Below are 22,532 nucleotides of genomic sequence, written 5' to 3' on the forward strand. Positions count from 1 at the left end.
AGGGGGCCAGTGCGTTTGACGGTCCTCTGCCCCTACCTCAGGTCCCACAGAACGTCTGCATAACCCGCTCTGCCGGCTTCGGTGGCTCGGCGTAGGCTGCGAAGTCAGGCTGGTCCTCGTAGGGCTTCGCGAGCACATCCAGCAGCGCATGAAACAAGGAGAGGTCGCCTTCCTCTACGGCAGCGACGATTGCCTGCTCTATTCGGTGGTTGCGCGGGATGAAGGCGGGATTGACCGAGCGCATGGCCTTGGCACGCTGTGCAGCCGTCTGCGGATCGCGTGAGAGGCGCTCCCGCCAGCGGTGGAGCCAGGGCAGGGCAGCATCCGGGTTCTCGAATGTTGCCGCAAACGCCGCGGTGGCGGCGTCGTCCTCGGCGACAGCAGCAAGCCGGCGAAAGGTGAGCGTGAAGTCGGCTTTCTCCGCCTGCATCAGGGCCAGCAACGCCTGAATGAGATCCAGATCGCCATCTTCCTCGGCGGAGAGGCCGATCTTGCGGCCCATGCCGTCAAGCCAATGGGCCTGGAAACGAGGGCCGAATCCCTTGATGACGTCGTTGGCAAGTTCCACCGCCGTATCCGGGTCGTCATCGAACAGGGGCAGCATCGTCTCGCCGAGCCGCGCCAGGTTCCATTGGCCGATGGCCGACTGGTTGGCATAGGCATACCGGCCATTGCTATCGATCGACGAGAAGACCGTGGCCGGATCGTAGGTATCCATGAAGGCGCAGGGGCCGAAATCGATGGTCTCGCCAGAGATCGTCATGTTGTCGGTATTCATCACCCCATGGATGAACCCAACCCTCAGCCAGCCGGCAATCAGCGCCGCCTGCCGCTCGATGATCGCCTCGAACAGCGCCAGATAGGGCCGTATGCTGTCACGCACAAGGGGATAATGCCGCTCGATGACGTAATCCGCCAGCGCCCGCGTGCCGTCTACATCGCCGCGCGCGGCAAAGAACTGGAACGTGCCGACGCGGACATGACTTCCGGCCACCCGGGTGAAAACAGCGCCTGGCAATGCCGTCTCGCGGTAGACCGGCTGGCCGGTGGATACCAGTGCCAAGGCCCTCGTGGTCGGCAGGCCGAGCGCATGCATGGCCTCGCTGACCACATATTCGCGCAGGGCCGGTCCGAGTGCAGCACGTCCATCGCCACGCCGCGAAAAAGGCGTCTGGCCGGCACCCTTCAACTGTATGTCGCGGCGTCTGCCATTGATGTCGATGACCTCGCCGAGCAGGATCGCCCGCCCGTCGCCGAGCTGCGGCACGAAGCCGCCGAACTGGTGCGCCGCATAGGCCATAGCCAGCGGATCGGCGCCATCAGGCACGATGTTGCCGGAAAAGATCTCGGCACCGTCCCGCTGCAACGCCGCCACATCGAGCCCGAGCTCGATAGCCAGCGGCTCGTTCAGCATCAGCAACAAAGGCGCCGCCGCCGCTGACGGCAGCTGCCGCGCAAAAAAGTGCTCCGGCAGCCTTGCGTAGCTGTTGTCGAACGGAAATGTTGCAGCAGGCGCCGCGCTGTCTTGAATGGATGAGCTCATGAGGGAAAGGTAGGGCGCCGCCCAGGCGGCTGCAAGGCGCTTGTTCGGCCCGCTGTTTGGTCTTACGTTAACGTCTCAATCGGAAGGCGCTCCAGCCATGAACCAGAAACTCAGCATCACGCTTCCCGCCGAGATGGTCGAGGCCATCAATGCGCGGGTCGAGGCCGGGACCTATGGTTCGGCCAGCGACTTGGTCCAAGCGGCGATAAAGGCGCTTGTCGAGCAGGACGAAGATTACGCCGCGCGCATCGCTTCCCTCCGCGCCCGGGTCCAGGCTTCGATCGACGATCCACGACCCGATTTGACGGGGGAGGAAGTCAAGGCGCACATCGAGGCGTTCTTCGAAAGTCCGGTGATTTATGGATCGCCTGATTGTCAGATACCGCCCTCAGGCCGATGAGGATTTGCTCGACATTGCCGCTTACATTCTCGATCGAAGCCAGAATATCGAGACGGCACGCGCATATATCGACCGTCTCTATGCCCGATGCGAACGGATAGGACACGCCCCGAACGCGGGAGTACTGCGCGAAGACCTCGGTGCCGGTATCCGGATGGCAGTCTTCGAACGGCGCGTCGTCATCCTCTACCGCGTCGAGGCAGATATCGTCTGGATCACCAACATCGTCTCCGGGGGGCGCGACTACGAGACCTTGTTCACGGACCGCCGCCCGGACCCCGAGGGTCCCGCCTAATCGTTCACCAGCGCCAGGATCAGCTGCTGCATCTTGCCGCCCTGGCCCATTTCCATCTTGTCGAAATCGCGGTTGCGCTGGCGTTCGCGGGCGGAGATCTCTCCCAGGCGCTTCGTAAGCTCGACGCGGATCTTGCGGCAGTCGGGATCGTTGGCGACGGTAAAGCCGATGCTGGTCGTCTCGATCTCGTGCACCATGTCGCGAATGAAGCCGCCATGCACCTTTTCGTGCGCGGCGACGCCGGCAATGAAGGTCTGCCATTTGGCATTGACGTCGGGCGGCAGAGGCGAAGACGGTTTTGGCAACGTGTAGATGATCGTCAGCTTCGGTACGGCCGAGACCAGCACGCAGGACGACGCCTGTGGCTGGTAGTTGCGTGTCCAGGTCAGCTTGAACGTCGTATGCGCGATCACGCGGCTGCCGCCCAACTCCGGGCCTCGAGCGCCGATCGAGGCGTAAAGCTCGGGCGTCGTCTTGCCGGAGATCGCATAGGGCCTTGTCGTCTCGACGGCCTGCCAGTCCGCCATCGCGGCGATGGGTACCAGCGTCAGGGCCAGGGCCCAGATGCCCGTCAGAATGCCTGCTCTCACCAAACTTGCTCCGTCGCATTTCGAGGTCGGTGCCTACAGGCCGCAAATCCCGGCTTCGATCAAGCGGAATCGTGGATCGGGTCAGCCAGCTGATGCCATCCGCTAGTTTGTCGCCACGACGGTCGGCTGCTCTACCGAGAATATCGGTTTCTGCTTCCACAGTTCGCCGGCGAGCATCTCGGAAGAGCCGAGTTTGAAGATCGACCGCATGTAGGTCGCGTTGAACGGGTCCGACATGCTATAGGCATATTGCCTGTCGATCGAGGCCAGGTGAAAATTGATACCCGTCCGCATGGCGTATTCATAAAAAGCCATCACCGAGGCCCGCGTCTGCGATTTTATCAGCATCGCATAGGCGCGCGCCATGATCGGCAACGTGCTGTCGGCCGTATTTGAAAATTCCGGCATCAGCGCATTGTTGATCAGCACATAGACGTTGAAATCGCGGGGCTTTTTGGGCGGATGGCCGTCGGCTTCGGCAAGCACGGCATCGGGGATCGTCAGCACCTGCGATGCCGAGCCGCCATCCGAGTGCATTTCCTGAAAAGAGCGGTTGCCGACATGGGTCTTGATCATCACGGCGGGATAGACACCCGGCACGCTGGCCGAGGCGATCAGCACATCCTGGAACAGCTTCAGGGCATCCGGCTGGCCACTGGCCGCAATCGCCCCCATGTTCCAGACCACCGGACGCTGCGAATCGAGGTTCGACGTCAGCACCAGCAGTCGCCGGCCGGCCTTATGCTCCGTGGCTACGGCCCGCATGACATCCGCCGTGATGTATTCCTCGACCATGCGTCGCAGCGGCTCCTGCTTCAGCAGGCTTTTGCCGAGTATGGCGTTGGGCAGCCAGCGCCGGTCCACCAGGTCGCTGGCGACACCGCTGGTATAGAGTTTGACCAGCGGCGGGTCGTAGGACGATCCGAGGAAGGCGAAAGGCGCGATCAGGGCGCCGGTGCTGACGCCGCTGACGATGTCGAATTTCGGCCGTGTCCCAAGCTTCGTCCAGGCATCGAGCACGCCGACGCTGAAGGCGCCGCCCGATCCGCCGCCTGAAATAACAAGGTAATTCAGCTTCTTTGCCGTCGCCGGCGGCTCCCAGCCTTTCACGCCGGCAAGCTCGGTCGGACTGGCATCGAGATAGGTGCGGATATTGTTGAACCCCGCCACCTGCGCCTGCACCGCGTCTTGCCTGACATAGGTGACGCGCGCGTTGCCGACGCAGCCGGTGAGCATCGCCAGGCAGGCGAGTGCAAGAATGCACGCCTGTCCGAACCTTATCCGGCGCTGTGCCGATTGCGATGCCAATCCCTGCAATCCCCTGCCTCCGCCGCAATCGACGTCAAGCTTGATGACTAGCGCGGCGAAGCGGCCCCGTTATGTTGGCGCGGTATCTCAACATTTCCGTAATAAACCGGGGATTTCCATAAACCGCCTTGGGAGAGGCGAAAAACGCATTCACCGCGCCGACGACGCAGGTTATGTTCCAGCCCGAAAACATTCACTGGACTGGATCCCATGACCGATACCGTCACCGACCGCTTCCTCCGATACGTCGTCATCGACACCCAGTCGGACGCAAGTTCCTCGACCCAGCCGACCACCGAAAAGCAGAAGACGCTCGGTCGACTGCTGGTGACGGAACTGCTGGCCATGGGCATTGAGGATGCCCATCTCGACGAGCACGGCTATGTCTACGCGACGGTGCCTGCCAACACCGACAAGGATGTGCCGGTCATCTGCTTCTGCTCGCACATGGATACCGCACCGGATTTTACAGGCACCGACGTCAAGCCGCAGCTGATCGAGAACTACCAGGGCGGCGATATCACGCTCGTCGGCGATCCCGCGCGCGTTATCCGCGTCAGCGAGCACAAGGCGCTGGCCGACCAGATCGGCAACGACATCATCACGACAGACGGTACAACGCTGCTCGGCGCCGACGACAAGGCGGGGCTAGCTGAAATCATGACGGCGGCGCAGACGCTGATCGACAACCCCGACATCCGCCACGGCACGATCAAGCTGCTGTTCACGCCCGACGAGGAAGTCGGCCGGGGCGCCGACAAGGTCGATCTCGAAAAGCTCGGAGCCGCCTTCGCCTACACGGTGGATGGCGAGACCGCCGGCCATATCGAGGACGAGACCTTCTCCGCCGATGGCGTCGAGATCACCATTGCCGGCGTTGCCATCCATCCGGGTTTTGCCAAGGGGCGCATGGAAAACGCCATCAAGATCGCCAGCGCCATCGTGGCCGGCCTGCCGAAGGACCAGGCACCGGAGACAACATCGGGCAGGAATGGCTTCGTCCACCCCGTTGCCGTCACCGGTTCGATGGAAAAAGCGACCATCAGCCTGATCGTCCGCGATTTCGACGATGCCGGCCTTGCTGCCAAGGAAGAGATGCTGAAAACCCGGGTTGAAAACGTCATGAGAGACTATCCGGGCTCGACCCACACGTTCACGGTCAAGCAGCAATACCGCAACATGAAGCAGGTGCTCGATCGCCACCCCGAGATCATGGAAAACGCCGTCGAAGCGATCCGCCGGGCCGGCATGGAGCCGGTACGCGGCAGCATCCGCGGCGGCACCGACGGCTCCCGCCTGTCCTTCATGGGCCTCCCATGCCCCAACATCTTCGCCGGCGGCCACGCCTTCCACTCACCCTTGGAATGGGTGAGCCGGCAGGACATGGAAAAAGCGGTGAAGACGTTGGTGGAACTGGCCCGGGTCTGGGAGGAGCGGGCGTAGGGCAATACGGCGTGGGGCCAGAGGCGCGCAAATCTGCTGCCGTCGCTAAGCGAAAATCACCGGCGCCTTTCGCAACCACCGATCCTCCGTCAATTGTGCCACAGCGAACGTCGCCACGCTTTGCCGTGAAATCGATCCGCCGTGGAAACCGGACAGATCGGTCAGTGCCCGCACCGTCTGCGCTTCCTGCTTGTCGTTGAGCACGGCCGGCCGGAGGATCACCCAGTCGAGGCCGCTCTCGCGGATCACGGCTTCCTGCCGGTCCTTGTCCTGATAGACCTTTCTCAGCAGGATCGGCTGGATCAGCCGGTCATAGACGAAGCCGCCGTGACCCTTGCTGTCGCCGGCACCCATGCCGGTGATGCAGACAAGACGCCGCACGCCGCGGCGTTTCATCGCCGCGATCAGCGCTGCTGTCGATTGCGACAGCAGCGTGATTTCCTTGACTGGCCCGATGCCGGTGCCGAGTGCGCTGATCACCCCGTCGCAGCCGTCGAGTGCGGCAAAATGCGCTGCCTCATCGCGGGCATCGCCGTCGAAGAGCACCACTCCTTCAAGCTGCGCTGCCTTCTGTCTTGAGCGCACCAGGGCGACGACGCTGTGGCCCTGCGCTTGTGCGGTACGAACGATGGCCTGGCCGGTTCCCCCGGTGGCGCCGACGACGAGAATTTTCATGGGATCAACTCCTTGATGGGGTGCTGCAGCTTGCTCAGGCCTTTGCCCAGACAGCGGCTGTCTCGGTTGCAAAGGCACGATAGGATGTCAGCGGCCGGCCGAGCATGGCCTCCAACCGTTCGACGTCGCCGGCGTCAGGGATCATGCCGTCGCTTTGAAAGCGGCGGGCCATCAGGGCGAGATCGTAGGCGGCCCAGCTTGGCGAAAATTGCTTCAACATCGCTTCGAACGCTCCGGTATCGTCGCCACCATAGGCAATCGGCTTGCCAAGTACATCCGACCAGATCGCCGCGACCCGCTCGCCCGTCAGGCTGTCCGGGCCGACGACGTTGACTGTCGTGCGCGGTAGCGGATCTGGGGCGCGCTCGCGGCGCAGTAGTTCGATGACCGCCAGATCGGCGATATCGCGGGTCGCCACCATCGACAGGCCACGACTGCCAATCGGCATGCCGTAGACGCCGTGCTCGATCAGCGCCGTCTTCTGTTGCCCGTCATTGTCGATGAAATAGGCCGGACGCAGGATGGTGGCCGCCATGTCGAATTGCTCGATCATTCGCTCGACGGTGAATTTGCCGGTGAAATGCGGCACGTTGGTATAGAGGTCGCTGTGAATAACCGAGAGGTAGACGATCCGCTCGATGCCGGCATCGCGGGCAAGGTTGAGGGTGATCAGTGCCTGCGTGACTTCGTCCGGCGTCACTGCGTTGAGCAGAAACAGCGTCGAGACGCCTGCCAGCGCGGCGCGCATCGTATCGATATCCGTCAGGTCACCCTTGATGACAGTTACGCCGGCCGGGAATTTCGCCTTTGCCGGATCGCGGGCCAGCGCATGCACATCCGCGCCTCTGGCGGCCAATCCAGCCACTACCTGCCTGCCGATGTTTCCGGTGCTTCCAACAACAAAGATCGTCATGCTCATACTCCTTTTCGAGATCATCGCCGGTCGCGTGAGTGCGCCGCCGTGATGTCGACCTGAAGTTAATCGATCCATTGCCATGCAAGTAGTCCGAGAATATAGATGGGGTGTCTCACTGATGGAACGATGCCGATGGACCTGCTTGCGATTGCGGATTTTAATCTCGTCGCCGCCCATGGCGGTTTTGGGCTTGCCAGCCGGGCAAGCGGCCGGCCGAAGGCGACGCTGTCGCGGCGGGTTGCCGAGCTGGAACTGGGCCTTGGCGTGCGGCTGTTCGAACGGGGAGCCAAGACCCTGCGGCTGACCGACGAGGGTCGTCGTCTGCACGAAAAGACCGGTGGGCTGCTTGCGGAAATATCCGAGGCTGCCGACGAGGTCAGCAACGGCTCGGCGCAGCCGCGGGGCCGCCTGCGGGTCAGCGCGCCGGTATTGTTTTCGCATATGGCGATGGGCCGGATCGCTGCCGGCTTTGCCAAAGCCTATCCGGAGGTCCGGCTGGAGGTAACGGCGGAAGACCGCGATGTCGACATGGTCGAAGAGGGGTACGACGTGGCGATCCGGGTCAATCCCGCGCCGGATGAGTTGTTGGTAGGCCGCCGCTTCCTCCACGACGACCTTCTGCTTGCAGCCGTGCCGACGCTGTTGCCACCGATGGCGGACAAGGGCGAGCAGCCGCCACCGCTTGCCGCCGTCGTGCTGGAATCGTTCGGCCTACGAGCGGCCTGGACGACCGTCGATCCGGTCGGCGGCCGGACCTTTGCGCCCGATCCGGTCCTTCGGCTCGGGACTATGATCATGGTGCGCGATGCCGTGCTGGCCGGCGCCGGCGCCGGACTGCTGCCAAAGTCGCTGATTTCAGGCGACCTCGCCAGTGGCCGTCTCGTCTCCTGGGGCAGTGTCAGCCCGTCAGAAACCGCCATCTGGGTACTCTACAGCTCGCGTCGCCTGCTGAGCAGCAAGGTCTCCGCCTTCATCGCCCATCTCCATGCCACCTTCCCGAACGGCACAGCTGAAGAGCTGGGAGCGATGTTTGCGGGCTGACATGCTGGCAATGGCGCCTGTGCCTGACGCGAGTCAGACCTTTTACGACCGCGCCACGTTGCTGTGAGGGTAGCCGCCCCCTCACATCCTCCCCACGACCTTCAGGGCAAACGCATACTCGAATGCGATTTCTTCCAGCCGCTGGAAGCGCCCCGAGGCGCCGCCGTGGCCGGCGTCCATGTTGGTCTTGAGCAGGATCGGGGCGTCGCCGGTGGTCTTTTCGCGCAGGCGCGCGACCCATTTGGCGGGCTCCCAGTAGGTGACGCGGGGGTCGGTGAGGCCGCCCAGCGCCAGGATCGGCGGGTAGGGCTTCTCGCCGACATTGTCATAGGGCGAGTAGCTGGCGATGTGGTCGTAGTCGTCCTTTGAATCGATCGGATTGCCCCATTCCGGCCATTCCGGCGGGGTCAGCGGCAGCGTGTCGTCAAGCATGGTGTTGAGCACGTCGACGAAGGGCACGGCGGCGATGATGCCGGCGAATTTTTCCGGTGCCATGTTGGCGATGGCGCCCATCAGCATGCCGCCAGCAGAGCCACCTTCGGCGATGATCTTCGTGTAGGAGGTGAACTTCTTCTCGCTCAGATAATCCGCCGCCGAGATGAAGTCCTTGAAGGTGTTGGTCTTCTTGTCCATCTTGCCGTCTTCATACCAGGCAAAGCCCTTGTCCTTGCCGCCCCGGACATGGGCGATGGCATAGATGAAGCCCCGGTCGGCGAGCGACAGCGCATTGGTGCTGAAGCTGGCGGGAATGGCCATGCCGTAGGCGCCGTATCCATAGAGCAGGCAGGGGGCGGTGCCGTCGAGCAACGTGTCTGCGCGGTAAAGCAGCGAGACCGGCACCTCGACGCCATCCCAGCCGGGCGCAAAGACGCGGCGCGTGATGTAGTCGTTGGCGTCGTGGCCCGATGGCACTTCCTGCGTCTTCAGGAGCGTGCGCTCGCGCGTCACCATGTTGTAGTCGTAGAGCTGGCTTGGCGTGGTCATCGACGAATAGGAGAAGCGGATGGTGTCGGTGTCGTATTCGGCCGCCCCCTGAAGGCCCAGCGAATAGGCCTCTTCCTCGAAGCCGATGGCATGTTCCTCGCCGGTCTCGCGGTCGCGCACGATGATCTGCGGCAGGCCGTCCTTGCGCTCCAGCCAGATGAGATGGCGGGCATAGGCCATGTGCGACAGGATCAGCGTGCCCGGCTTGTGGGCGACAACCTCGGTCCAGTGTTCCTTTTCCGGCGTTGCTGCCGGTGCCTGCATGATCTTGAAATCGAGCGCGTCGCCGTCATTGGTGAGGATGTAGAACACGTCGCCGCCCTCGGCGATCTCGTATTCGATACCTTCCTCGCGGGCTGCCACCAGCTTCGGCTCGGCCATCAGGTCCTTGGTCGAGAGGATGCGATATTCCGATGTCTCGTGGTCGTGGATGTCGATGAAGATGTAGTCGTCGAGCAGAGATCCGCCGACGCCCATGAAGAAGCCCGGATCCTTCTCCTCATAGACCAGCCGGTCGCTTGCCTGCGGTGTGCCGACGATGTGGTGGAAGACTTTCGACGGGCGGTGGTTCTCGTCGAGTGCCGAATAGAAGAAGCTCTTGCCGTCGGGCGCCCAGACGCCGCCGCCACCGGTGTTCTCGACAACATCGGCCAAGTCCTCGCCGGTTGAAAGGTCGCGGACCTTGAGCGTGAAATACTCCGACCCCTTGTCGTCATAGCCCCAGATGCCGAAACTGTGATCGGAGGAATGGTCGAGCCCAGCCAGTCGGAAGTAACCCTTGCCTGATGCCTCCTTGTCGCCATCCAGCATCAGCTGGCGTTCGCCGCCATCGCGTGCCTCGCGGAAATAGCGCGGTTGCTCGCCGCCGGTGACGAACAGCGTGCCGTAGGCAAAGGGGCCGTCCTTCACCGGCACCGAGGAATCATCCTCCTTGATGCGGCCCTTCATCTCGGCGAACAGTACCTTCTGGATATCCTTGGTGTCTTCCATCGCCGCGTTCATGTAGGCGTTTTCCGCCTCCAGATGCTTGCGAATGTCGGCATCGAGGATGGACGGATCCTTGAACATCGCCTGCCAGTTGTCGGCTCTCAGCCAGGCATAATCGTCCGTCCGGGTGATGCCGTGGCGGGTGTCGGATACCGGACGCTTCGGCGCGACGGGGGCGGTCGGAAGAGGCTTGAATATCGACACGTATGTTCGCTTTCTGGTGATCTGAGGTGACAGAGAGATAGACACCGGCCGGTGTCGGATCAAGCGACTTGTCGCCGATAAGCGCCGCGGCGCGGTGCGAAGATCGGGCAGTTGGCTGCGGATGACGGCAAGGTTCAGCCGCACCCGCCATGATGTCACCACATTATTTCCGAAACTCACGAAGTGTTACAAACATCTGAATCGGCAGTCGACCGTGCGTTTGCGCGAACGATTGTCAGTTCAGTCTGACTTGAACCAAGGAAGTGCTTTTCATGCTGAAATTCATCGGCGTCCTCGTACCCGCCGTTTGCCTCGCCACGACCTCCTACGCCGTCGATGCCGCCATCAAGAAGCAGTTGGAAAAGCTCGATCCTGCCGAGCGCCTGGAACAGAGTTGCGATACCGAGGCGATGAAACGCATCGCCGCCGAGAAGGACTACCATCCCGACAAGGTCATCGCCTACACCTTCGGCGACCCGTCGATGACCGCAGACACGATCAAGGCACCCGGCGCGGTCTTTCGCAGCAAGGGCGAATGGTACCACCTGACATACGACTGCGTGACGGGCCCGGAGCAGATCGACGTGAAATCGCTGAGTTTCCAGATCGGCGAGAAAGTGCCAAGGGACGATTGGCAGAAGCATTATCTCTACGACTGAGGCATTTGACGCCTGTTCGAAGCCGAAAGCTGTTGCTTCTGCCGGGTTTGGCAGTAAAGCAATGCCGTCGCGCCACAGATCGGTCGCCTTGCCATGGGATTGCAGGGACTGGTGCCCCGGCGCCCTTTGAAATCAGATGTCCCTGACACGGTGGCTGCCCCATGATCCGACTGCTCCTGACCTCCGCAGCCCTGCTTGTCGCCATCCCCGCGGCCATGTCCGCCAATTCCGCATTTCCGGCGGCCCCGGTCCAAACCGCGCTGGTCTCCCCGCCGCTCGCCCCGAAGCCGAACCCCTCCACACCGGGCGTCAAACTCGTCGAACCGCATCTGCACGTGGCGCGCGCCGGCAAGCCGGCAACGCGCGTGGCGCTGACTTTCGACGCCTGCATGGGCAAGACCGACATGCGGATTCTGAACACGCTGATCGACCAGAATGTACCGGCGACGATCTTCGTCACTGCCCGCTGGCTGCGCACCAATCCGGATGCGTTGGCGCTGATGATGTCCCATTCGGACCTGTTCGAGCTTGAAAACCACGGCCTCAACCACATCCCGACGGTCGATCGCCCGACGCTGGTCTATGGCATCGCCGCTGCCGGTTCGCCGGCAGCCGTGGCCCAGGAAGTGCAGGGCGGCTCCGATGCCATGCTGGCCCATGGCATCCCGCAGGCCCACTGGTTTCGCGGCGCAACCGCCAAATACGACCTGTCGGCCATCGCCCAGATCCGCGCGCTCGGCTTCGAGGTGGCAGGCTATTCGATCAACGGCGATGCCGGCGCCTCCCTGCCGGCTGCCGTGGTGGAGAAGCAGTATCTCAGCGCCAAAGACGGCGACGTGCTGATCTCGCACATCAACCAGCCGACCCATTCCTCCGGCGAAGGCGTCGTCAAAGGCATCCTCGACCTCAAGGCGCGCGGCGTCCAGTTCGTCCGGCTGGAGGATTTCGCCGTACAGGGCGACGACAACACCACCCAGCAGGCATCGCGCTAAAGCGGCAACCCGCGCTCCGGTATCGGGTTGCCATTTGCAAAGCCCCGATAGGTCGGGCCTTCGCGGTCCAGCGCGAAATCGTCGAACCAGTCGCGCCGTTCGTCTGCGACCAGTGCGCCGATCATCAGCGAGGCCATGAACGAGAAGGTTATGCCGTTGCCGCCGTAACCGTAGGCGGCAATTACGTTCGGCATGTCGGGAACAGGGCCGATCAGCGGCAGACCGTCCACCGTTTCGCCAAACGTGCCGCACCAGCGGTATTCGGCGGTTGTGTCTGCCTGTGGCCAGAGCCGCTTCAGCTTCTCGCTGAGGGTGTCGATCTTGTCGGCCATCTTGGCATCGCGCAGGGCGGGCAGCACCGTCGCATCGTCTTCGCCGCCGATGATGATGCGATTGTCCGCCGAGGTCCGCATGTAGAGGTAGGGGTGGCTGTCCTCCCAGATCAGCGCGCGGTCGCGCCACAGCCTGTTCGGGTCCTGCGGCACTGTCGCCATCGCCCAGCTCGAGGTGGCGCGATGCAGCTTCGGCATCGGAATGCCGGGCATCGCATAGCCGGTTGCGAGCACCACGTTCCGGGCTTCGATCACGTGGCTGCCATCGGTCTCGATGACGGCGGAGCGGCCTTCCGTGCGGATGCGCGTGGCGGATGCTTTGACCAGCTGTGCGCCGCGCTTGACGGCAACTGCGAGCAGTCCCCAGGCCAGCATCAGCGGATCGACTTCCGCAGCGCCGGACGAGAGGATCGCACCGTCGCGTTCAATCTCGAATTCGGTCATCAGGTAGGGATGCGACAGATACTCGCCCGGCAACCCGGCACGCTTGCGGAGCGCCAGTTCCTGCTGCAGTTCACGCGCGCCGCCGATGCTGTTTGTGAGATACAGGCTCGAGCGCTGACGGTAGCCACAGGGGATTTGCAGCCGCTCGATCAGCTTGCCGAGCCCCGAGACAGCAACGACGCTGCGCCGGTATATCGCGGCCGCCTTGTCATAGCCGTAGGAGAGCGACAGATCGGAGAGCGATGTATCGAGCTCCCACATCAGCATCGCGGTGCTTGCCGAAGTGCTGCCGAGCCCCGGCTCTTCGCGGTCGATCACACAGACGGAATAGCCACGCGCTGTCAGGTGTTCGGCAATCAGCGATCCCGTGATCCCGCCGCCGACGATGGCCACGTCGACCGAGAGGTTTTCGCGCAACGGGCTGTACCACGGATGCAAAGCCAGCCGGCCCCAGGGGGCGCGGCCGGTGACGAGGTCGGACTGTTCGGTGGCGTTCATCTGCAGGTCGGTCGGCATTTCGTCTCTGGCTCCAGGAAAAGGCGTGCGCGCAGGACAGTCAGGGAAGCTGCGGCTGCGGCTTTTCCTCGATGAACACTTCGTTGATGACGGTCATGACGATCAGCGACAGGGGAAGGGCGAGCATCGCGCCGACAGCGCCCCACATCCAGGTCCAGAAGATGATGGCGACGAACACGACGAAGGGGTTGAGCTCGAGCTGGCGACCCATCACCGCCGGGAAGACGAGGTTTTCCATAGTCAGGTGGACCGAGAAGAAAATCGCTGCGGGTATAAGGCCGATAAGGATGCTGTCATGGGTGAGGACACCGGCAATGGCGACCGCGACGGTCATGAGCGTAATGCCGAGGAACGGTACGAAGCTCGACAGGAACGCGAACACACCCCACAACGCCGGCATGCTGAGCCCGCCGAAATAGGCGATGGCCGTCATGATCACGCCGAGCCCCATATAGATCAGCGAGGCCGTGGCGAAATAATAGCCCAGCACCTGCTCGACAGCATTAATGACGCGGATTGCCGCCAGCCGTTCAGGCCGGCCCTTGAACGCCATGATGATCGCCTTGCGCAGAGTGACCCGGCCGACCAGAAAAAGCAGCAGCGCCGCAAAGAACACCAGCCCCTGGACGATGGCCGGGGTCAGGTTCGCAGTGACGACATGCAGTATGCTGCCGGTATGCTCGATCAGGGCCCCTGCCGACATCGGCCCGCTCTCGAATGTCTTCGGCGTGATGTGCAGCCAGTGGATTTTCTGCAGGAACGGCATGATGCGGTCGATAGAGTTCTGCACCATGTCGGGCCCCTGGCTTGCCAGTGCTGCCAGCGGCCCGGCGACGCTGTTGATGATCAGGAAGATGATCAGCGCCACGGAGCTCGAGAGAAGGACCGCATTGAGAATGCGCGGGACACCGAGCTTGCTCAGCTTTTCGGCGACCAGACCGAGGATCATGCCGACGACGATTGCCAGCGTCACCGGAATGAGGATGACCGACATGAAGTAGATGCCGGCTCCCGCCATGATCAGGAAAATGCCGATGATGGCCCAGGCGGACGCGACATCGAGCCCGTCTTTCTCGACCCGGCGCATGGGTGCCCCACCATCCATCTGCTCGGTCGCCTGTTTCAGCGAGTTGGCCCAGCTGCTCAATCGCATCTCGCGTTCTATGGCAATCTTGCGTGTCTGCTTACGTATACCGTTGGCAATGCCCATTTTTGTGAACGTTCCGGAAGCCCCAGCGCCTCGCAGCCATAACGCGCAAACGCACTGCGGGTTCCCGAGAGCGGTAAGCTAAAGGTTGTAGCCGCTTCCGCGGCATCGGCAGCGATTTCTACAGCGCCGCCAACTGCCCGCCGGGAGGGCGGAACGCCCTATGCGGTGAGCGTCAGGCCGATACCCCAGGGGTCTCTCAGCGACACCCCGCCGTCGCGTTTTTCGTGGCGGATTTCGAGGCCATCGAGCTTGCTGACGGCTGCGTCCAAAGCGGCGCTGTCGTTGAAGCGAAGCGTGTAGTCGGACAGCCCGGTCATGTTCTCCGTTCGGACGCCGGCGCCACGGCTGTTCCAGATGTTGGCCGCGACATGGTGGTGATAGCCGCCGCTGGCAAAGAAGCTGGCGCCGGGATAGCGCGCCATGATCTTCAGGCCGAGGACGTCGCGATAGAAAGCATCCGCTTCCGGGATATTGCCGACCTGCAGATGGATATGGCCGATGGCCGAGCCGTCCGCCATGCCGTTCCAGCTGTCCTGTGGCGCACTTTCGTAGAGCTTCTGCAGGTCCAGCGCCAGTGTCGCCATTTCGATCATGCCGTCGGTCTGCAACTTCCAAAGGTCGTGGGCGCGGTCGGCATAGATCTCGATACCGTTGCCTTCCGGATCGGCGAGATAGATGGCCTCGCTGACGAGATGGTCGGAAGCGCCCTGCAGCTGGACGTTGTTGTGGGCAGCATGGCGCAGCCAGCGGGCCAGCTCGGTCCTGTTGGGCAGCAGGAAGGCGGTGTGAAACAGGCCAGCGGTATTCTGTGGCGCGCGCCTGGCTGCTTTGTCGGTGGTAAGCGACAGCAGCGGCTTTCCGCCAACGCCGAGCAATTCGCCGCTGGCGCTTTTTTCCATCGATTTCAGGCCGAGCATAGACTGGTAGAAGCCGGAAACCAGTGGCAGGTCGCTGACGACCAGATGCGACTGGCCGACATAGGCTGGGCGCGTCAGCGCATAGGACGGTGCGGTCTCGGTCATGAAATCTCCTGCCCGGTGTCCGGGTATTATATCCGTCGCGCGAGGCGGCATCGATGGGACGGCTGGCAGGACCCGAGGTCCCGCCACCGCCTTCGCCATCTTATATGGCCGATAACCGTCGTTCGCAGAAGATGTGTTTTTGACGATGAAGCGTGCATCCCTTGTTGACGCTGGCCTTGTTGACGCTGGCAGCCTTTGACCTCGATCAAGGGATTGTCGGGTCCGCGCCGTTAGGGTGGTCATGGAAAGCAACGGGGCGTCCAAAGGGGCAGAAGCATGTACAAGAAGATCATCGTGGCCATCGATATCGGAACCCTTGCGAAGGGTGAGCCAGCGCTGCGGCGCGCGATGGAACTGCTCGATGCCGGCGGCGAGATCGTCGCGTTGAATGTCGTGGAGGATATACCGAGCTCTCTCATCCTCGACCTGCCGCAGGATTTCGTCACCGACGCTATCGGCGACGCCGACCTGAAGCTCCAGGATCTCTGCAAGCGCCTCGCTGTTCCGGCTCTCGTCGAAGTCCGCACCGGCTCGCCGGCAGCAGCGATCCTGAAAGCTGCCGAGAAACATGAGGCAGACCTCCTCATCGTCTCATCTCACATACCCGACCTGTCGAACTACTTTCTCGGCGCAACCGCCGACCGCGTCGTCCGCCACGCCAAATGCTCCGTCCTCGTCGAACGTGGATAGGGGAGCGAAGGAGGAAATACGGCTCTCTCTCTCTTTCTCTGTCGGAGTATGCTATCGGCTACCGCCGGAAAGCACCGAGGGTAGGGGAAGGCGGAATGGAGTTTCGTGAGGCTGTAGCAGACGATGCCGCCAATCTGGCAGCGCTGACGACACAGGTTTTTCTCCATACCTATGCCAAGCGCGGCGTCCGGACCGCACTTTCGACCTATGTCCTATCGGAGTTCACGGCAGACAAGTTCCTTCAGGCCCTCGAGGACAAGCAGCAGATATTCGTAGTCTGCTGCGAAGGCGCCCATCTCGTCGGCTATGTGCGCCTCGCCTTCAGCGCGCCGTGTCCGTCCGACGACCGGCTGCAGTCGGAAATTGCCACGCTCTACGTCCAGGAACACTTCCTGCGCCGGGGCATCGGGACGCAACTGCTGAACCGGGCGCTCCAAACGTTGCATCGCCGCGGTGCCGATGCCGCCTGGCTGTCCGTCAACCACGAAAACGCCGATGCCATCGCCTTCTACGAAAGACATGGCTTCCAAAGCGCCGGTTCCACAGACTTCGAACTGGACGGCGAGCGCCACGAAAACTTCATCTTCCGCCGCGCGCTTGACGGGGGTGACGATGGGGAGGGCGTGGCTGAGTGGGGGTGAGTTGGCCTCAGCCCGCGTCTTCGGGCATTTCGTCGCCCTTCTCCGGGGGCTGGCTTTCAAGCCGGTCGAGAATCGCCAGTGCCTGCGCCGGATCGCCACGCGCCGCCCTCCGCTTCAGACTTTTGAAAGCCCGGCGGTTTCCCATGCCCTCGGATATCAGCGACAAAAGCATCTGGTTCACCGAGACATTTTCCTCGGCGGCGGCTTCCTTGGCCTGCTCCATCAGATAGTCTGGCAGCCGCAACGGATATTGGCTCATGTGACTTTCCTTTCTCGTTTGTACAGGCGGACAAAATCTTTTGCCGAAAGAGCTGTCAGGCCGAATACCGAAACTGACGGATGTCGAAAATGGCGATCATCCGTGACGATCAAATTCGCTCCAGCTGCCAAGGCGCATTCGACAATCAGGTCGTCTTTCGGATCATCCAGGAATGGCCGAAAGCGGAACCACGGCCGTATCAAAGTTGCCATGGCACATAGTGCGTCAAGAATGACATCGATCTCTACTGCCGATGTATACAATCCGGCTAGTCCGGGCCTTTTGAGAACATCCTCGTATTCCAACACAACCGCTGGTGACATTGCAAACGGAATGGACCGCAAAAGCATCTCTCTTAGAACGAAGCCGGATGCTCCGTCCCGCGAACGAATTCCGCGTAGAATGACATTGGCATCTGCAACGATCATGGTTCAAGGTAATATCGTATATGATATCACGCAAGCCTGATAACAGCGGATGCAACCCTATTCTCCGCCTCCCAACGCTTGCCCCGAAATCCATGAGATGGCACCATTCGGCATGGCAAATCGCGACGCACATTCACCGGTGGCGGAGTTCAAGGGTATCCGCTGGACTTACGACAAATCCGAAATCATTGCAGACAGCATCGTCAACGGCGTCGGCGTCGTTCTGGCACTGATCGGCGCCACGGTGCTGGTCGTCTATGCGACGCTGTGGCGATCCGGGGGCGAAATCGCCGCTGCCTGGATCTATGGCCTCGGCCTCGTGCTGACGCTCACCATGTCGTTTTCCTACAACATCTGGCCGGTCTCGCCGACCAAGTGGATCCTGCGGCGGTTCGATCATTCGGCAATCTTCGTGCTGATCGCTGCCACCTATACGCCGTTTCTCGAGCGCGGATCCGACGATCCGCTGCTGCTGTCGACTTTGATCGCCCTGTGGGTGTTCGCTGCGATCGGCATCGTGCTGAAATGCGGATTTCCCGGTCGCTACGACAGGCTGGCGATCCTGCTCTATCTCGCCATGGGCTGGAGCGGCGTGCTGGTGGCAGGACCTGTGGCAGCCCGGATCCCGTCCGTCTCGATGCTGCTGATCGTCGTCGGCGGTGTCGTCTATTCGCTGGGCGTGATCTTTCACGTCTGGGAAAAGCTGCGGTTCCAGAACGCCATATGGCACGCTTTCGTGCTGACGGCCGCCGGCATCCACTATGCGGCGGTCATGACCTGCTTCACCCTGTCGCCGCCAGCGAGCCTTTGAACGGCGGCTTCTGGCTGCCGGCATTGCATTTTTCGGTTGCCTTGAGGCTGCGCACCAGCCGCATCAGCACGGCATCGTAGCGCTGCATTTCCGCCTTGGCATAGTCCATCTGGAAAAAGGCCGAAGCCCCGTTGCAGAGCGCAACGCCGCGTCCGTAGACCAGCCTGTCGCGCTTGATGCCGGTGAAGCTGAAGCCTTGCGAGGTCGTTTTCGAAAAAGACACTTGCCAGCCATCCTGCCTCGCCAGCACCAGACGCGTCTTCGCCTCGCTCTGAAAATCGCTGCTGAAGGCGGGGGTGGCAAATACCAGCAAGCGGGCGGATTTGTCGGCCGGCGCCAGGGAAAGTCCGTCGCCGTGATTGGCAAGAAGGGTAAGCCCGAAACCGGGCGGCAGTTCGATGCTGTAGCCGAAACGGCTGTTGTCGTAGGGCCACCATTCGCTTGCATGAGCATGCCCGGTCGAGAGCGCAGACACTGCAGACAGGAGCAGACAGGCGGCAAGGCGCGACAACATGCGTTTTCCGGATGGCGAGAACAAAGGATGTCTATTGTTTAGCCTATTTCGAGCCAAGAATCTCGTAGTCTTGAAAAATTAATATGGCGAATTGCCCAAGGATAAGTCATCGCGGCGGCAGCCATGCAAGAGCGGCAGATTTACTTTGGTCATGGCGCGGCGTATGCCGTCGATCGTCCTAAAACGGAGTGTGCCGTGACCGCCCCCATCCTTTTGCGCGATGCCGTCGACGCCGATCTGGCCTCAATCCGCGACATCTACAACCACGCCGTCGAGCATAGCACGGCGATCTGGAACGAGGTGCTGGTCGATGTCGACAACCGCCGCCAGTGGTGGAACGCACGCGTCGCCAAGGGCTATCCGGTGCTGGTCGCGATTGTCGCCGGCAAGGTCGCCGGCTACGCGTCATACGGTGACTGGCGCGCCTTCGACGGTTACCGCCACACCGTCGAGCATTCGGTCTATGTCGACCCGGAGGCGCGTGGCGCGGGGATCGGCGAGCAACTGATGCGAGCCCTGATCGAGCGAGCCGCTGCCGGCAATGTCCATGTCATGATCGCTGGCATCGAGGCCGAGAATGCAGCGTCCATCCGCCTGCACGAAAAACTCGGATTTCGCGTCGTCGGGACGTTTTCGGAAGTCGGCATCAAGTTCGGTCGTTGGCTCGATCTGACCTGCATGGAGTTGCGGATACTGTCCTGACCGTGGGGCCATGCTCCGGCTTGCTGTCCATGTGCTTGCAGCCAGCCATTGGCCAACAAGCCGGGGCAGGGCGACAAGGTCCCGTCGCTACATCTGCTGTCCCGCGAGTGCAGGGAGAAGTGCACCCTGCAGTATCTGGCAGCTTAACTGCCGGTTGAATACGTCGCGAGACAACACTGGACCCTGCACCGGCGATTTCCGGGGCTCAAGCATTTACAACTTGACGCGGCGTTCTTTCAGGGATCATTTGTTCGTACGCAAATAGGTAGGTTTGCTTTGTTATTTTGGGTGTCTGTTCCTGCATAGAATAACGGATTCGACCGTCTGAAACATTGCAACCGAGATCCTATTTCATAATCTGTTAATTTTCCTTCAAGTTGAAAATTCGAAGTATAATTACATTTACATTTCCCAAGGTGTCTGAATTTAGCACACGAATTGTTCTCTGTGGTGACTGGACTTTCACGCCGACAGTGATAATTCATTGCAAGTCGAATTTGACGTGCTTTTGAACTCTCGATTACGCCATTGATGCTTGAAGCTTATTGCAACGGGTTTTACCCAAGGGGTCGTTGGTCCATCTTTGGGCGTTCAAAGTCGGCACGCCGATTCGTTGGTAGACAATTTGCTGTTTATGCGGGGACAAGACTTGGGGGTGTCTTGAAGTCACATGCAGTTGTGTCGCGAAAGACTATGTCGCCGCGACGCTGACCGGAACTGAGGCGAGCCAGAGCGGCTTGTCTCTGAAAAAATGTGAATAGGAGAATTTGAATGACAGACGCGGTTCTTGGTGCCGGCGCTGACTTGCTGGTTGAACTGACGGCCGACATCGTGGCCGCCTACGTGAGCAATCACGTTGTTCCCGTAAGCGACCTCGCACACCTGATTTCCGACGTGCATTCCGCGCTCAGCGGCACCTCGGCACCGGTCGCCGCCGTGGCTGTTGTTGAAAAGCAGAAGCCTGCCGTCTCCGTACGCAAGTCCGTACAGGACGACCAGATCACTTGCCTGGAATGCGGCGGCAGTTTCAAGTCGCTGAAGCGCCACCTGATGACGCATCATTCCCTGTCGCCGGAAGATTATCGCGAAAAGTGGGACCTGCAGGCGGACTACCCCATGGTCGCGCCAGCCTATGCCGAAGCGCGTTCGCGCCTCGCCAAGGAAATGGGTCTCGGCCAGCGCCGCAAGCGCGCCCGCTGACCATCAAAGATACACAGCAACACTGAACCGGGCCTCGAGCCCGGTTTTTTTGTGGGAAAGTTTCGACATTTAAGGAAAATAATCCCATTAATATTGAGGGTGATTTTCAATTTAATCATTTAATTCAGCAAAATAATGCTGGCGTCTATCAATTGTTGGTTCTTGCTATCTTCGTCGATGTGTGAATAAATTCCTAAAAAGGAGTTTGCGCATGTCCATCGATCCCCTCGTTCCCGTCTCTCTTCCTGCGATCATTCCGCTGCCAACGGTGCTGTCGGGCACGGCGCTCGTGCCCGTTCGCCGCGGCTTTCTCTCGGTCGACGCCACCTGCGGTATCGTCAACCGTATGGCCGGCGAGATGTCGGCGCTGGTCAGCGAGCGCACTCTGCACCGGCGAGACCGGCGCCGGACGATGTGGCATATCCGCCAGATCTCCATGTATGTCTGCCACGTCGCGCTGCAGATCCCCATCGCCGATATCGCCGACGCCTTCGGGCGCGACCGCAGCACAGTGGCCTATTCCCTGAGGATCGTGGAGGGCAGGCGCGACGACCAGGCCTATGACGCTTTCGTCGAGTCCGTCGAACGTCTGGCCGGCTCGGTGTTTGCAGCTTCGGAGGCGGCTGCAGATGAGCACTAGGACACCCCCATCCCGTAAGTCGCTGGTCAGATTGCTGCGTTTCATCGGCGCCGGTGCGGGTATGATACCCGAGCCCGGCGGCGTGGTGCTCCAAAGTGTGGACGGACGCCGGCAGTTCAGCGCCACCGGGCTGATCGACTGGGCTATGGCTGCAGGCCTCGTCACCGACAGCCCCTCGACCCCACCATTATCGGCGGCTGACGCGCCAGCGGGGCCTTTGGAGACGGCCAAGTACCTGATGTTGTTGCCGCCGGCACGTAGCTTCCTGCGTCGCGCAGCCGCCGATACGGAAGAGGAGTTCCTGGCCCAGCACGCCGAAATCGTTTCCACGACTGCAGAGGTCGACGGCGCCAGGCAGAGAGTGCGTTTCGATCAGGCGGAATCGCCGCTTGCCGCGCTTTCCCGGTTAAAAGACCGCAATGGCGCGCCTTTCCTGCCGGAGGCGGCTCTCGCTGCCGGGGAAAAGCTTGCGTCCGATTTCAATCGTGGACAGTTGCAGCCGCGCGTCACTGCCTCGTGGGAGCCGCGCCTTGCGACTTCGGCCAAGGGCGGGCGCGGCGGCATGGCTGACGTCGCAGACAGCGCCATGGCGGCCCGTCTTGCCGTCAACCGCGCCATCGCCGCGATGGGTCCAGAACTCAGCGGTGTCGCGCTCGATATCTGCTGTTTCACGAAAGGCCTGACGACCGTCGAGCGCGAAAGGCAATGGCCTGCGCGCTCTGCCAAGCTGATGCTGCGTACCGCGCTGCTGACGCTTTCGCGACACTATACGCCACCTCGATCTCAGAAGAATTCCACCACGCAGCACTGGGGAGCGGAAGGATATCGACCGGATCTACTCTAGCCGGCCCGCTCGTTGAGCCGGAAATCGAGCTTTCGGCTTCCGCTTTTCTGTCCGGGATTCGCAATGTCATGTCCAGTTTCAGGCGTTCGAGGAGATAGCGACTGTCTCCCGTTGACTTTTCGTTCAGTGAAATGACGTTTTTTTGGGGATGTTTTGAGCTCGAACGAGGGCGATGATGCGTTCGTAACGTTCGCGTCTAGGTTACATATTTATGCGTTTGCGCGTTGGGCTCGCTTGCGATC

General features: G+C 61.5%; 25 protein-coding genes. 13 read left to right on the forward strand and 12 right to left on the reverse strand.

Features of this window, described 5'->3' with window-relative positions; all coding sequences use genetic code 11:
* Positions 1-37: 37 nt before the first annotated feature.
* Positions 38-1,543 (reverse strand): YdiU family protein, encoded by a 1,506-nt coding sequence (locus J5274_RS09255; protein ID WP_142824343.1) that lies wholly within the window; start codon positions 1,541-1,543, stop codon positions 38-40.
* A gap of 97 nt (positions 1,544-1,640) precedes the next feature.
* Here J5274_RS09255 and J5274_RS09260 point away from each other — a divergent pair, with 97 nt between their 5' ends.
* On the forward strand, positions 1,641-1,943 hold the full coding sequence (locus J5274_RS09260; RefSeq protein WP_142824344.1) for a type II toxin-antitoxin system ParD family antitoxin: 303 nt from the start codon (positions 1,641-1,643) through the stop codon (positions 1,941-1,943).
* Complete coding sequence (locus J5274_RS09265) at positions 1,903-2,238, forward strand: type II toxin-antitoxin system RelE/ParE family toxin (RefSeq protein WP_142824345.1); 336 nt, start codon at positions 1,903-1,905, stop codon at positions 2,236-2,238. Before J5274_RS09260 ends, J5274_RS09265 begins: the two co-directional genes overlap by 41 nt.
* On the opposite strand, the gene J5274_RS09270 is transcribed toward J5274_RS09265, so the two are convergent.
* Both J5274_RS09270 and J5274_RS09275 read right to left on the reverse strand, forming a co-directional pair.
* Positions 2,235-2,765 (reverse strand): DUF922 domain-containing Zn-dependent protease, encoded by a 531-nt coding sequence (locus J5274_RS09270; protein ID WP_219274947.1) that lies wholly within the window; start codon positions 2,763-2,765, stop codon positions 2,235-2,237. The genes J5274_RS09265 and J5274_RS09270 overlap by 4 nt on opposite strands.
* Before the next feature lie 165 nt (positions 2,766-2,930).
* Positions 2,931-4,145, reverse strand: coding sequence for a patatin-like phospholipase family protein (locus J5274_RS09275; protein ID WP_224128053.1), 1,215 nt, complete (start codon positions 4,143-4,145; stop codon positions 2,931-2,933).
* A gap of 201 nt (positions 4,146-4,346) precedes the next feature.
* Between J5274_RS09275 and pepT the strand changes: the two genes are divergently transcribed.
* On the forward strand, positions 4,347-5,579 hold the full coding sequence (gene pepT / locus J5274_RS09280; RefSeq protein ID WP_142824346.1) for a peptidase T: 1,233 nt from the start codon (positions 4,347-4,349) through the stop codon (positions 5,577-5,579).
* 45 nt (positions 5,580-5,624) lie between these two features.
* Here pepT and J5274_RS09285 read toward each other — a convergent pair whose 3' ends face one another.
* Together J5274_RS09285 and J5274_RS09290 are read right to left on the reverse strand one after the other, a co-directional pair.
* On the reverse strand, positions 5,625-6,254 hold the full coding sequence (locus J5274_RS09285; RefSeq protein WP_142829897.1) for an NAD(P)-dependent oxidoreductase: 630 nt from the start codon (positions 6,252-6,254) through the stop codon (positions 5,625-5,627).
* 34 nt (positions 6,255-6,288) lie between these two features.
* On the reverse strand, positions 6,289-7,167 hold the full coding sequence (locus J5274_RS09290; protein WP_142824348.1) for an NmrA/HSCARG family protein: 879 nt from the start codon (positions 7,165-7,167) through the stop codon (positions 6,289-6,291).
* 135 nt (positions 7,168-7,302) lie between these two features.
* On the opposite strand from J5274_RS09290, the gene J5274_RS09295 reads away from it, so the two are divergent.
* Positions 7,303-8,211: a LysR family transcriptional regulator gene (locus J5274_RS09295; RefSeq protein WP_142824489.1), complete on the forward strand. Its 909-nt coding sequence runs from the start codon at positions 7,303-7,305 to the stop codon at positions 8,209-8,211.
* A gap of 81 nt (positions 8,212-8,292) precedes the next feature.
* On the opposite strand, the gene J5274_RS09300 is transcribed toward J5274_RS09295, so the two are convergent.
* The gene (locus J5274_RS09300) at positions 8,293-10,386 is read right to left on the reverse strand and encodes a S9 family peptidase (RefSeq protein WP_142824349.1); all 2,094 of its coding nucleotides are present in this window, start codon (positions 10,384-10,386) and stop codon (positions 8,293-8,295) included.
* Between the two features lie 272 nt (positions 10,387-10,658).
* Here J5274_RS09300 and J5274_RS09305 point away from each other — a divergent pair, with 272 nt between their 5' ends.
* Together J5274_RS09305 and J5274_RS09310 are read left to right on the forward strand one after the other, a co-directional pair.
* Positions 10,659-11,045 (forward strand): DUF930 domain-containing protein, encoded by a 387-nt coding sequence (locus J5274_RS09305; RefSeq protein ID WP_142824350.1) that lies wholly within the window; start codon positions 10,659-10,661, stop codon positions 11,043-11,045.
* Between the two features lie 161 nt (positions 11,046-11,206).
* Positions 11,207-12,037 (forward strand): polysaccharide deacetylase family protein, encoded by an 831-nt coding sequence (locus J5274_RS09310; RefSeq protein ID WP_142824351.1) that lies wholly within the window; start codon positions 11,207-11,209, stop codon positions 12,035-12,037.
* Here J5274_RS09310 and J5274_RS09315 read toward each other — a convergent pair.
* The 3 genes from J5274_RS09315 to J5274_RS09325 form a co-directional block, all read right to left on the reverse strand.
* Positions 12,034-13,329, reverse strand: coding sequence for an FAD-binding oxidoreductase (locus J5274_RS09315; protein WP_142824352.1), 1,296 nt, complete (start codon positions 13,327-13,329; stop codon positions 12,034-12,036). The genes J5274_RS09310 and J5274_RS09315 overlap by 4 nt on opposite strands.
* A gap of 40 nt (positions 13,330-13,369) precedes the next feature.
* Positions 13,370-14,539, reverse strand: a complete 1,170-nt coding sequence (locus J5274_RS09320) for an AI-2E family transporter (protein ID WP_142824353.1) — start codon at positions 14,537-14,539, stop codon at positions 13,370-13,372.
* A gap of 158 nt (positions 14,540-14,697) precedes the next feature.
* Positions 14,698-15,561: a VOC family protein gene (locus tag J5274_RS09325; RefSeq protein WP_142824354.1), complete on the reverse strand. Its 864-nt coding sequence runs from the start codon at positions 15,559-15,561 to the stop codon at positions 14,698-14,700.
* Positions 15,562-15,837: 276 nt separating this feature from the next.
* On the opposite strand from J5274_RS09325, the gene J5274_RS09330 reads away from it, so the two are divergent.
* Positions 15,838-16,251 carry a universal stress protein gene (locus tag J5274_RS09330; RefSeq protein WP_142824355.1) on the forward strand — a complete coding sequence of 138 codons (414 nt, stop codon included), beginning with the start codon at positions 15,838-15,840 and terminating at the stop codon, positions 16,249-16,251.
* Positions 16,252-16,346: 95 nt separating this feature from the next.
* The gene (locus J5274_RS09335; RefSeq protein WP_161990957.1) at positions 16,347-16,892 is read left to right on the forward strand and encodes a GNAT family N-acetyltransferase; all 546 of its coding nucleotides are present in this window, start codon (positions 16,347-16,349) and stop codon (positions 16,890-16,892) included.
* 7 nt (positions 16,893-16,899) lie between these two features.
* On the opposite strand, the gene J5274_RS09340 is transcribed toward J5274_RS09335, so the two are convergent.
* Together J5274_RS09340 and J5274_RS09345 are read right to left on the reverse strand one after the other, a co-directional pair.
* Positions 16,900-17,151, reverse strand: a complete 252-nt coding sequence (locus tag J5274_RS09340) for a hypothetical protein (RefSeq protein WP_142829893.1) — start codon at positions 17,149-17,151, stop codon at positions 16,900-16,902.
* Positions 17,148-17,579, reverse strand: a complete 432-nt coding sequence (locus J5274_RS09345; RefSeq protein ID WP_219274566.1) for a putative toxin-antitoxin system toxin component, PIN family — start codon at positions 17,577-17,579, stop codon at positions 17,148-17,150. The genes J5274_RS09340 and J5274_RS09345 overlap by 4 nt, the downstream gene beginning before the upstream one ends.
* Positions 17,580-17,718: 139 nt before the next feature.
* Here J5274_RS09345 and J5274_RS09350 point away from each other — a divergent pair, with 139 nt between their 5' ends.
* A complete protein-coding gene (locus tag J5274_RS09350) occupies positions 17,719-18,390 on the forward strand; it encodes a hemolysin III family protein (RefSeq protein ID WP_142824490.1) in 672 nt (223 codons plus the stop codon).
* Here J5274_RS09350 and J5274_RS09355 read toward each other — a convergent pair.
* Complete coding sequence (locus J5274_RS09355) at positions 18,362-18,904, reverse strand: hypothetical protein (RefSeq protein WP_219274567.1); 543 nt, start codon at positions 18,902-18,904, stop codon at positions 18,362-18,364. The genes J5274_RS09350 and J5274_RS09355 overlap by 29 nt on opposite strands.
* Positions 18,905-19,099: 195 nt before the next feature.
* Between J5274_RS09355 and J5274_RS09360 the strand changes: the two genes are divergently transcribed.
* From J5274_RS09360 to J5274_RS09375, 4 genes are all read left to right on the forward strand, one after another.
* On the forward strand, positions 19,100-19,606 hold the full coding sequence (locus tag J5274_RS09360) for an N-acetyltransferase family protein (RefSeq protein WP_307877633.1): 507 nt from the start codon (positions 19,100-19,102) through the stop codon (positions 19,604-19,606).
* 771 nt (positions 19,607-20,377) lie between these two features.
* Positions 20,378-20,806 (forward strand): MucR family transcriptional regulator, encoded by a 429-nt coding sequence (locus J5274_RS09365; RefSeq protein ID WP_142824361.1) that lies wholly within the window; start codon positions 20,378-20,380, stop codon positions 20,804-20,806.
* 211 nt (positions 20,807-21,017) lie between these two features.
* Positions 21,018-21,446 carry a helix-turn-helix domain-containing protein gene (locus tag J5274_RS09370; protein ID WP_224128051.1) on the forward strand — a complete coding sequence of 143 codons (429 nt, stop codon included), beginning with the start codon at positions 21,018-21,020 and terminating at the stop codon, positions 21,444-21,446.
* Positions 21,436-22,290: a DUF6456 domain-containing protein gene (locus J5274_RS09375; RefSeq protein WP_224128049.1), complete on the forward strand. Its 855-nt coding sequence runs from the start codon at positions 21,436-21,438 to the stop codon at positions 22,288-22,290. Before J5274_RS09370 ends, J5274_RS09375 begins: the two co-directional genes overlap by 11 nt.
* The last annotated feature ends 242 nt before the right edge of the window (positions 22,291-22,532 follow it).

The organism is Rhizobium sp. L51/94 (assembly GCF_019355555.1).
GTDB lineage: Bacteria > Pseudomonadota > Alphaproteobacteria > Rhizobiales > Rhizobiaceae > Rhizobium > Rhizobium rhododendri.

Coding starts and splice junctions, on each gene's coding strand:
- J5274_RS09330 (WP_142824355.1), top strand. CDS start 15,838: ATGTACAAGAAGATCATCGTGGCCATCGATATCGGAACCCTTGCGAAG.
- J5274_RS09335 (WP_161990957.1), top strand. CDS start 16,347: ATGGAGTTTCGTGAGGCTGTAGCAGACGATGCCGCCAATCTGGCAGCG.
- J5274_RS09325 (WP_142824354.1), bottom strand. CDS start 15,561: ATGACCGAGACCGCACCGTCCTATGCGCTGACGCGCCCAGCCTATGTC.
- J5274_RS09315 (WP_142824352.1), bottom strand. CDS start 13,329: ATGCCGACCGACCTGCAGATGAACGCCACCGAACAGTCCGACCTCGTC.
- J5274_RS09365 (WP_142824361.1), top strand. CDS start 20,378: ATGACAGACGCGGTTCTTGGTGCCGGCGCTGACTTGCTGGTTGAACTG.
- J5274_RS09255 (WP_142824343.1), bottom strand. CDS start 1,543: ATGAGCTCATCCATTCAAGACAGCGCGGCGCCTGCTGCAACATTTCCG.
- J5274_RS09345 (WP_219274566.1), bottom strand. CDS start 17,579: ATGATCGTTGCAGATGCCAATGTCATTCTACGCGGAATTCGTTCGCGG.
- J5274_RS09355 (WP_219274567.1), bottom strand. CDS start 18,904: ATGTTGTCGCGCCTTGCCGCCTGTCTGCTCCTGTCTGCAGTGTCTGCG.
- J5274_RS09270 (WP_219274947.1), bottom strand. CDS start 2,765: ATGGCGGACTGGCAGGCCGTCGAGACGACAAGGCCCTATGCGATCTCC.
- J5274_RS09375 (WP_224128049.1), top strand. CDS start 21,436: ATGAGCACTAGGACACCCCCATCCCGTAAGTCGCTGGTCAGATTGCTG.
- J5274_RS09265 (WP_142824345.1), top strand. CDS start 1,903: ATGGATCGCCTGATTGTCAGATACCGCCCTCAGGCCGATGAGGATTTG.
- J5274_RS09305 (WP_142824350.1), top strand. CDS start 10,659: ATGCTGAAATTCATCGGCGTCCTCGTACCCGCCGTTTGCCTCGCCACG.
- J5274_RS09295 (WP_142824489.1), top strand. CDS start 7,303: ATGGACCTGCTTGCGATTGCGGATTTTAATCTCGTCGCCGCCCATGGC.
- J5274_RS09310 (WP_142824351.1), top strand. CDS start 11,207: ATGATCCGACTGCTCCTGACCTCCGCAGCCCTGCTTGTCGCCATCCCC.
- J5274_RS09320 (WP_142824353.1), bottom strand. CDS start 14,539: ATGGGCATTGCCAACGGTATACGTAAGCAGACACGCAAGATTGCCATA.
- pepT (WP_142824346.1), top strand. CDS start 4,347: ATGACCGATACCGTCACCGACCGCTTCCTCCGATACGTCGTCATCGAC.
- J5274_RS09290 (WP_142824348.1), bottom strand. CDS start 7,167: ATGACGATCTTTGTTGTTGGAAGCACCGGAAACATCGGCAGGCAGGTA.
- J5274_RS09340 (WP_142829893.1), bottom strand. CDS start 17,151: ATGAGCCAATATCCGTTGCGGCTGCCAGACTATCTGATGGAGCAGGCC.
- J5274_RS09285 (WP_142829897.1), bottom strand. CDS start 6,254: ATGAAAATTCTCGTCGTCGGCGCCACCGGGGGAACCGGCCAGGCCATC.
- J5274_RS09370 (WP_224128051.1), top strand. CDS start 21,018: ATGTCCATCGATCCCCTCGTTCCCGTCTCTCTTCCTGCGATCATTCCG.
- J5274_RS09260 (WP_142824344.1), top strand. CDS start 1,641: ATGAACCAGAAACTCAGCATCACGCTTCCCGCCGAGATGGTCGAGGCC.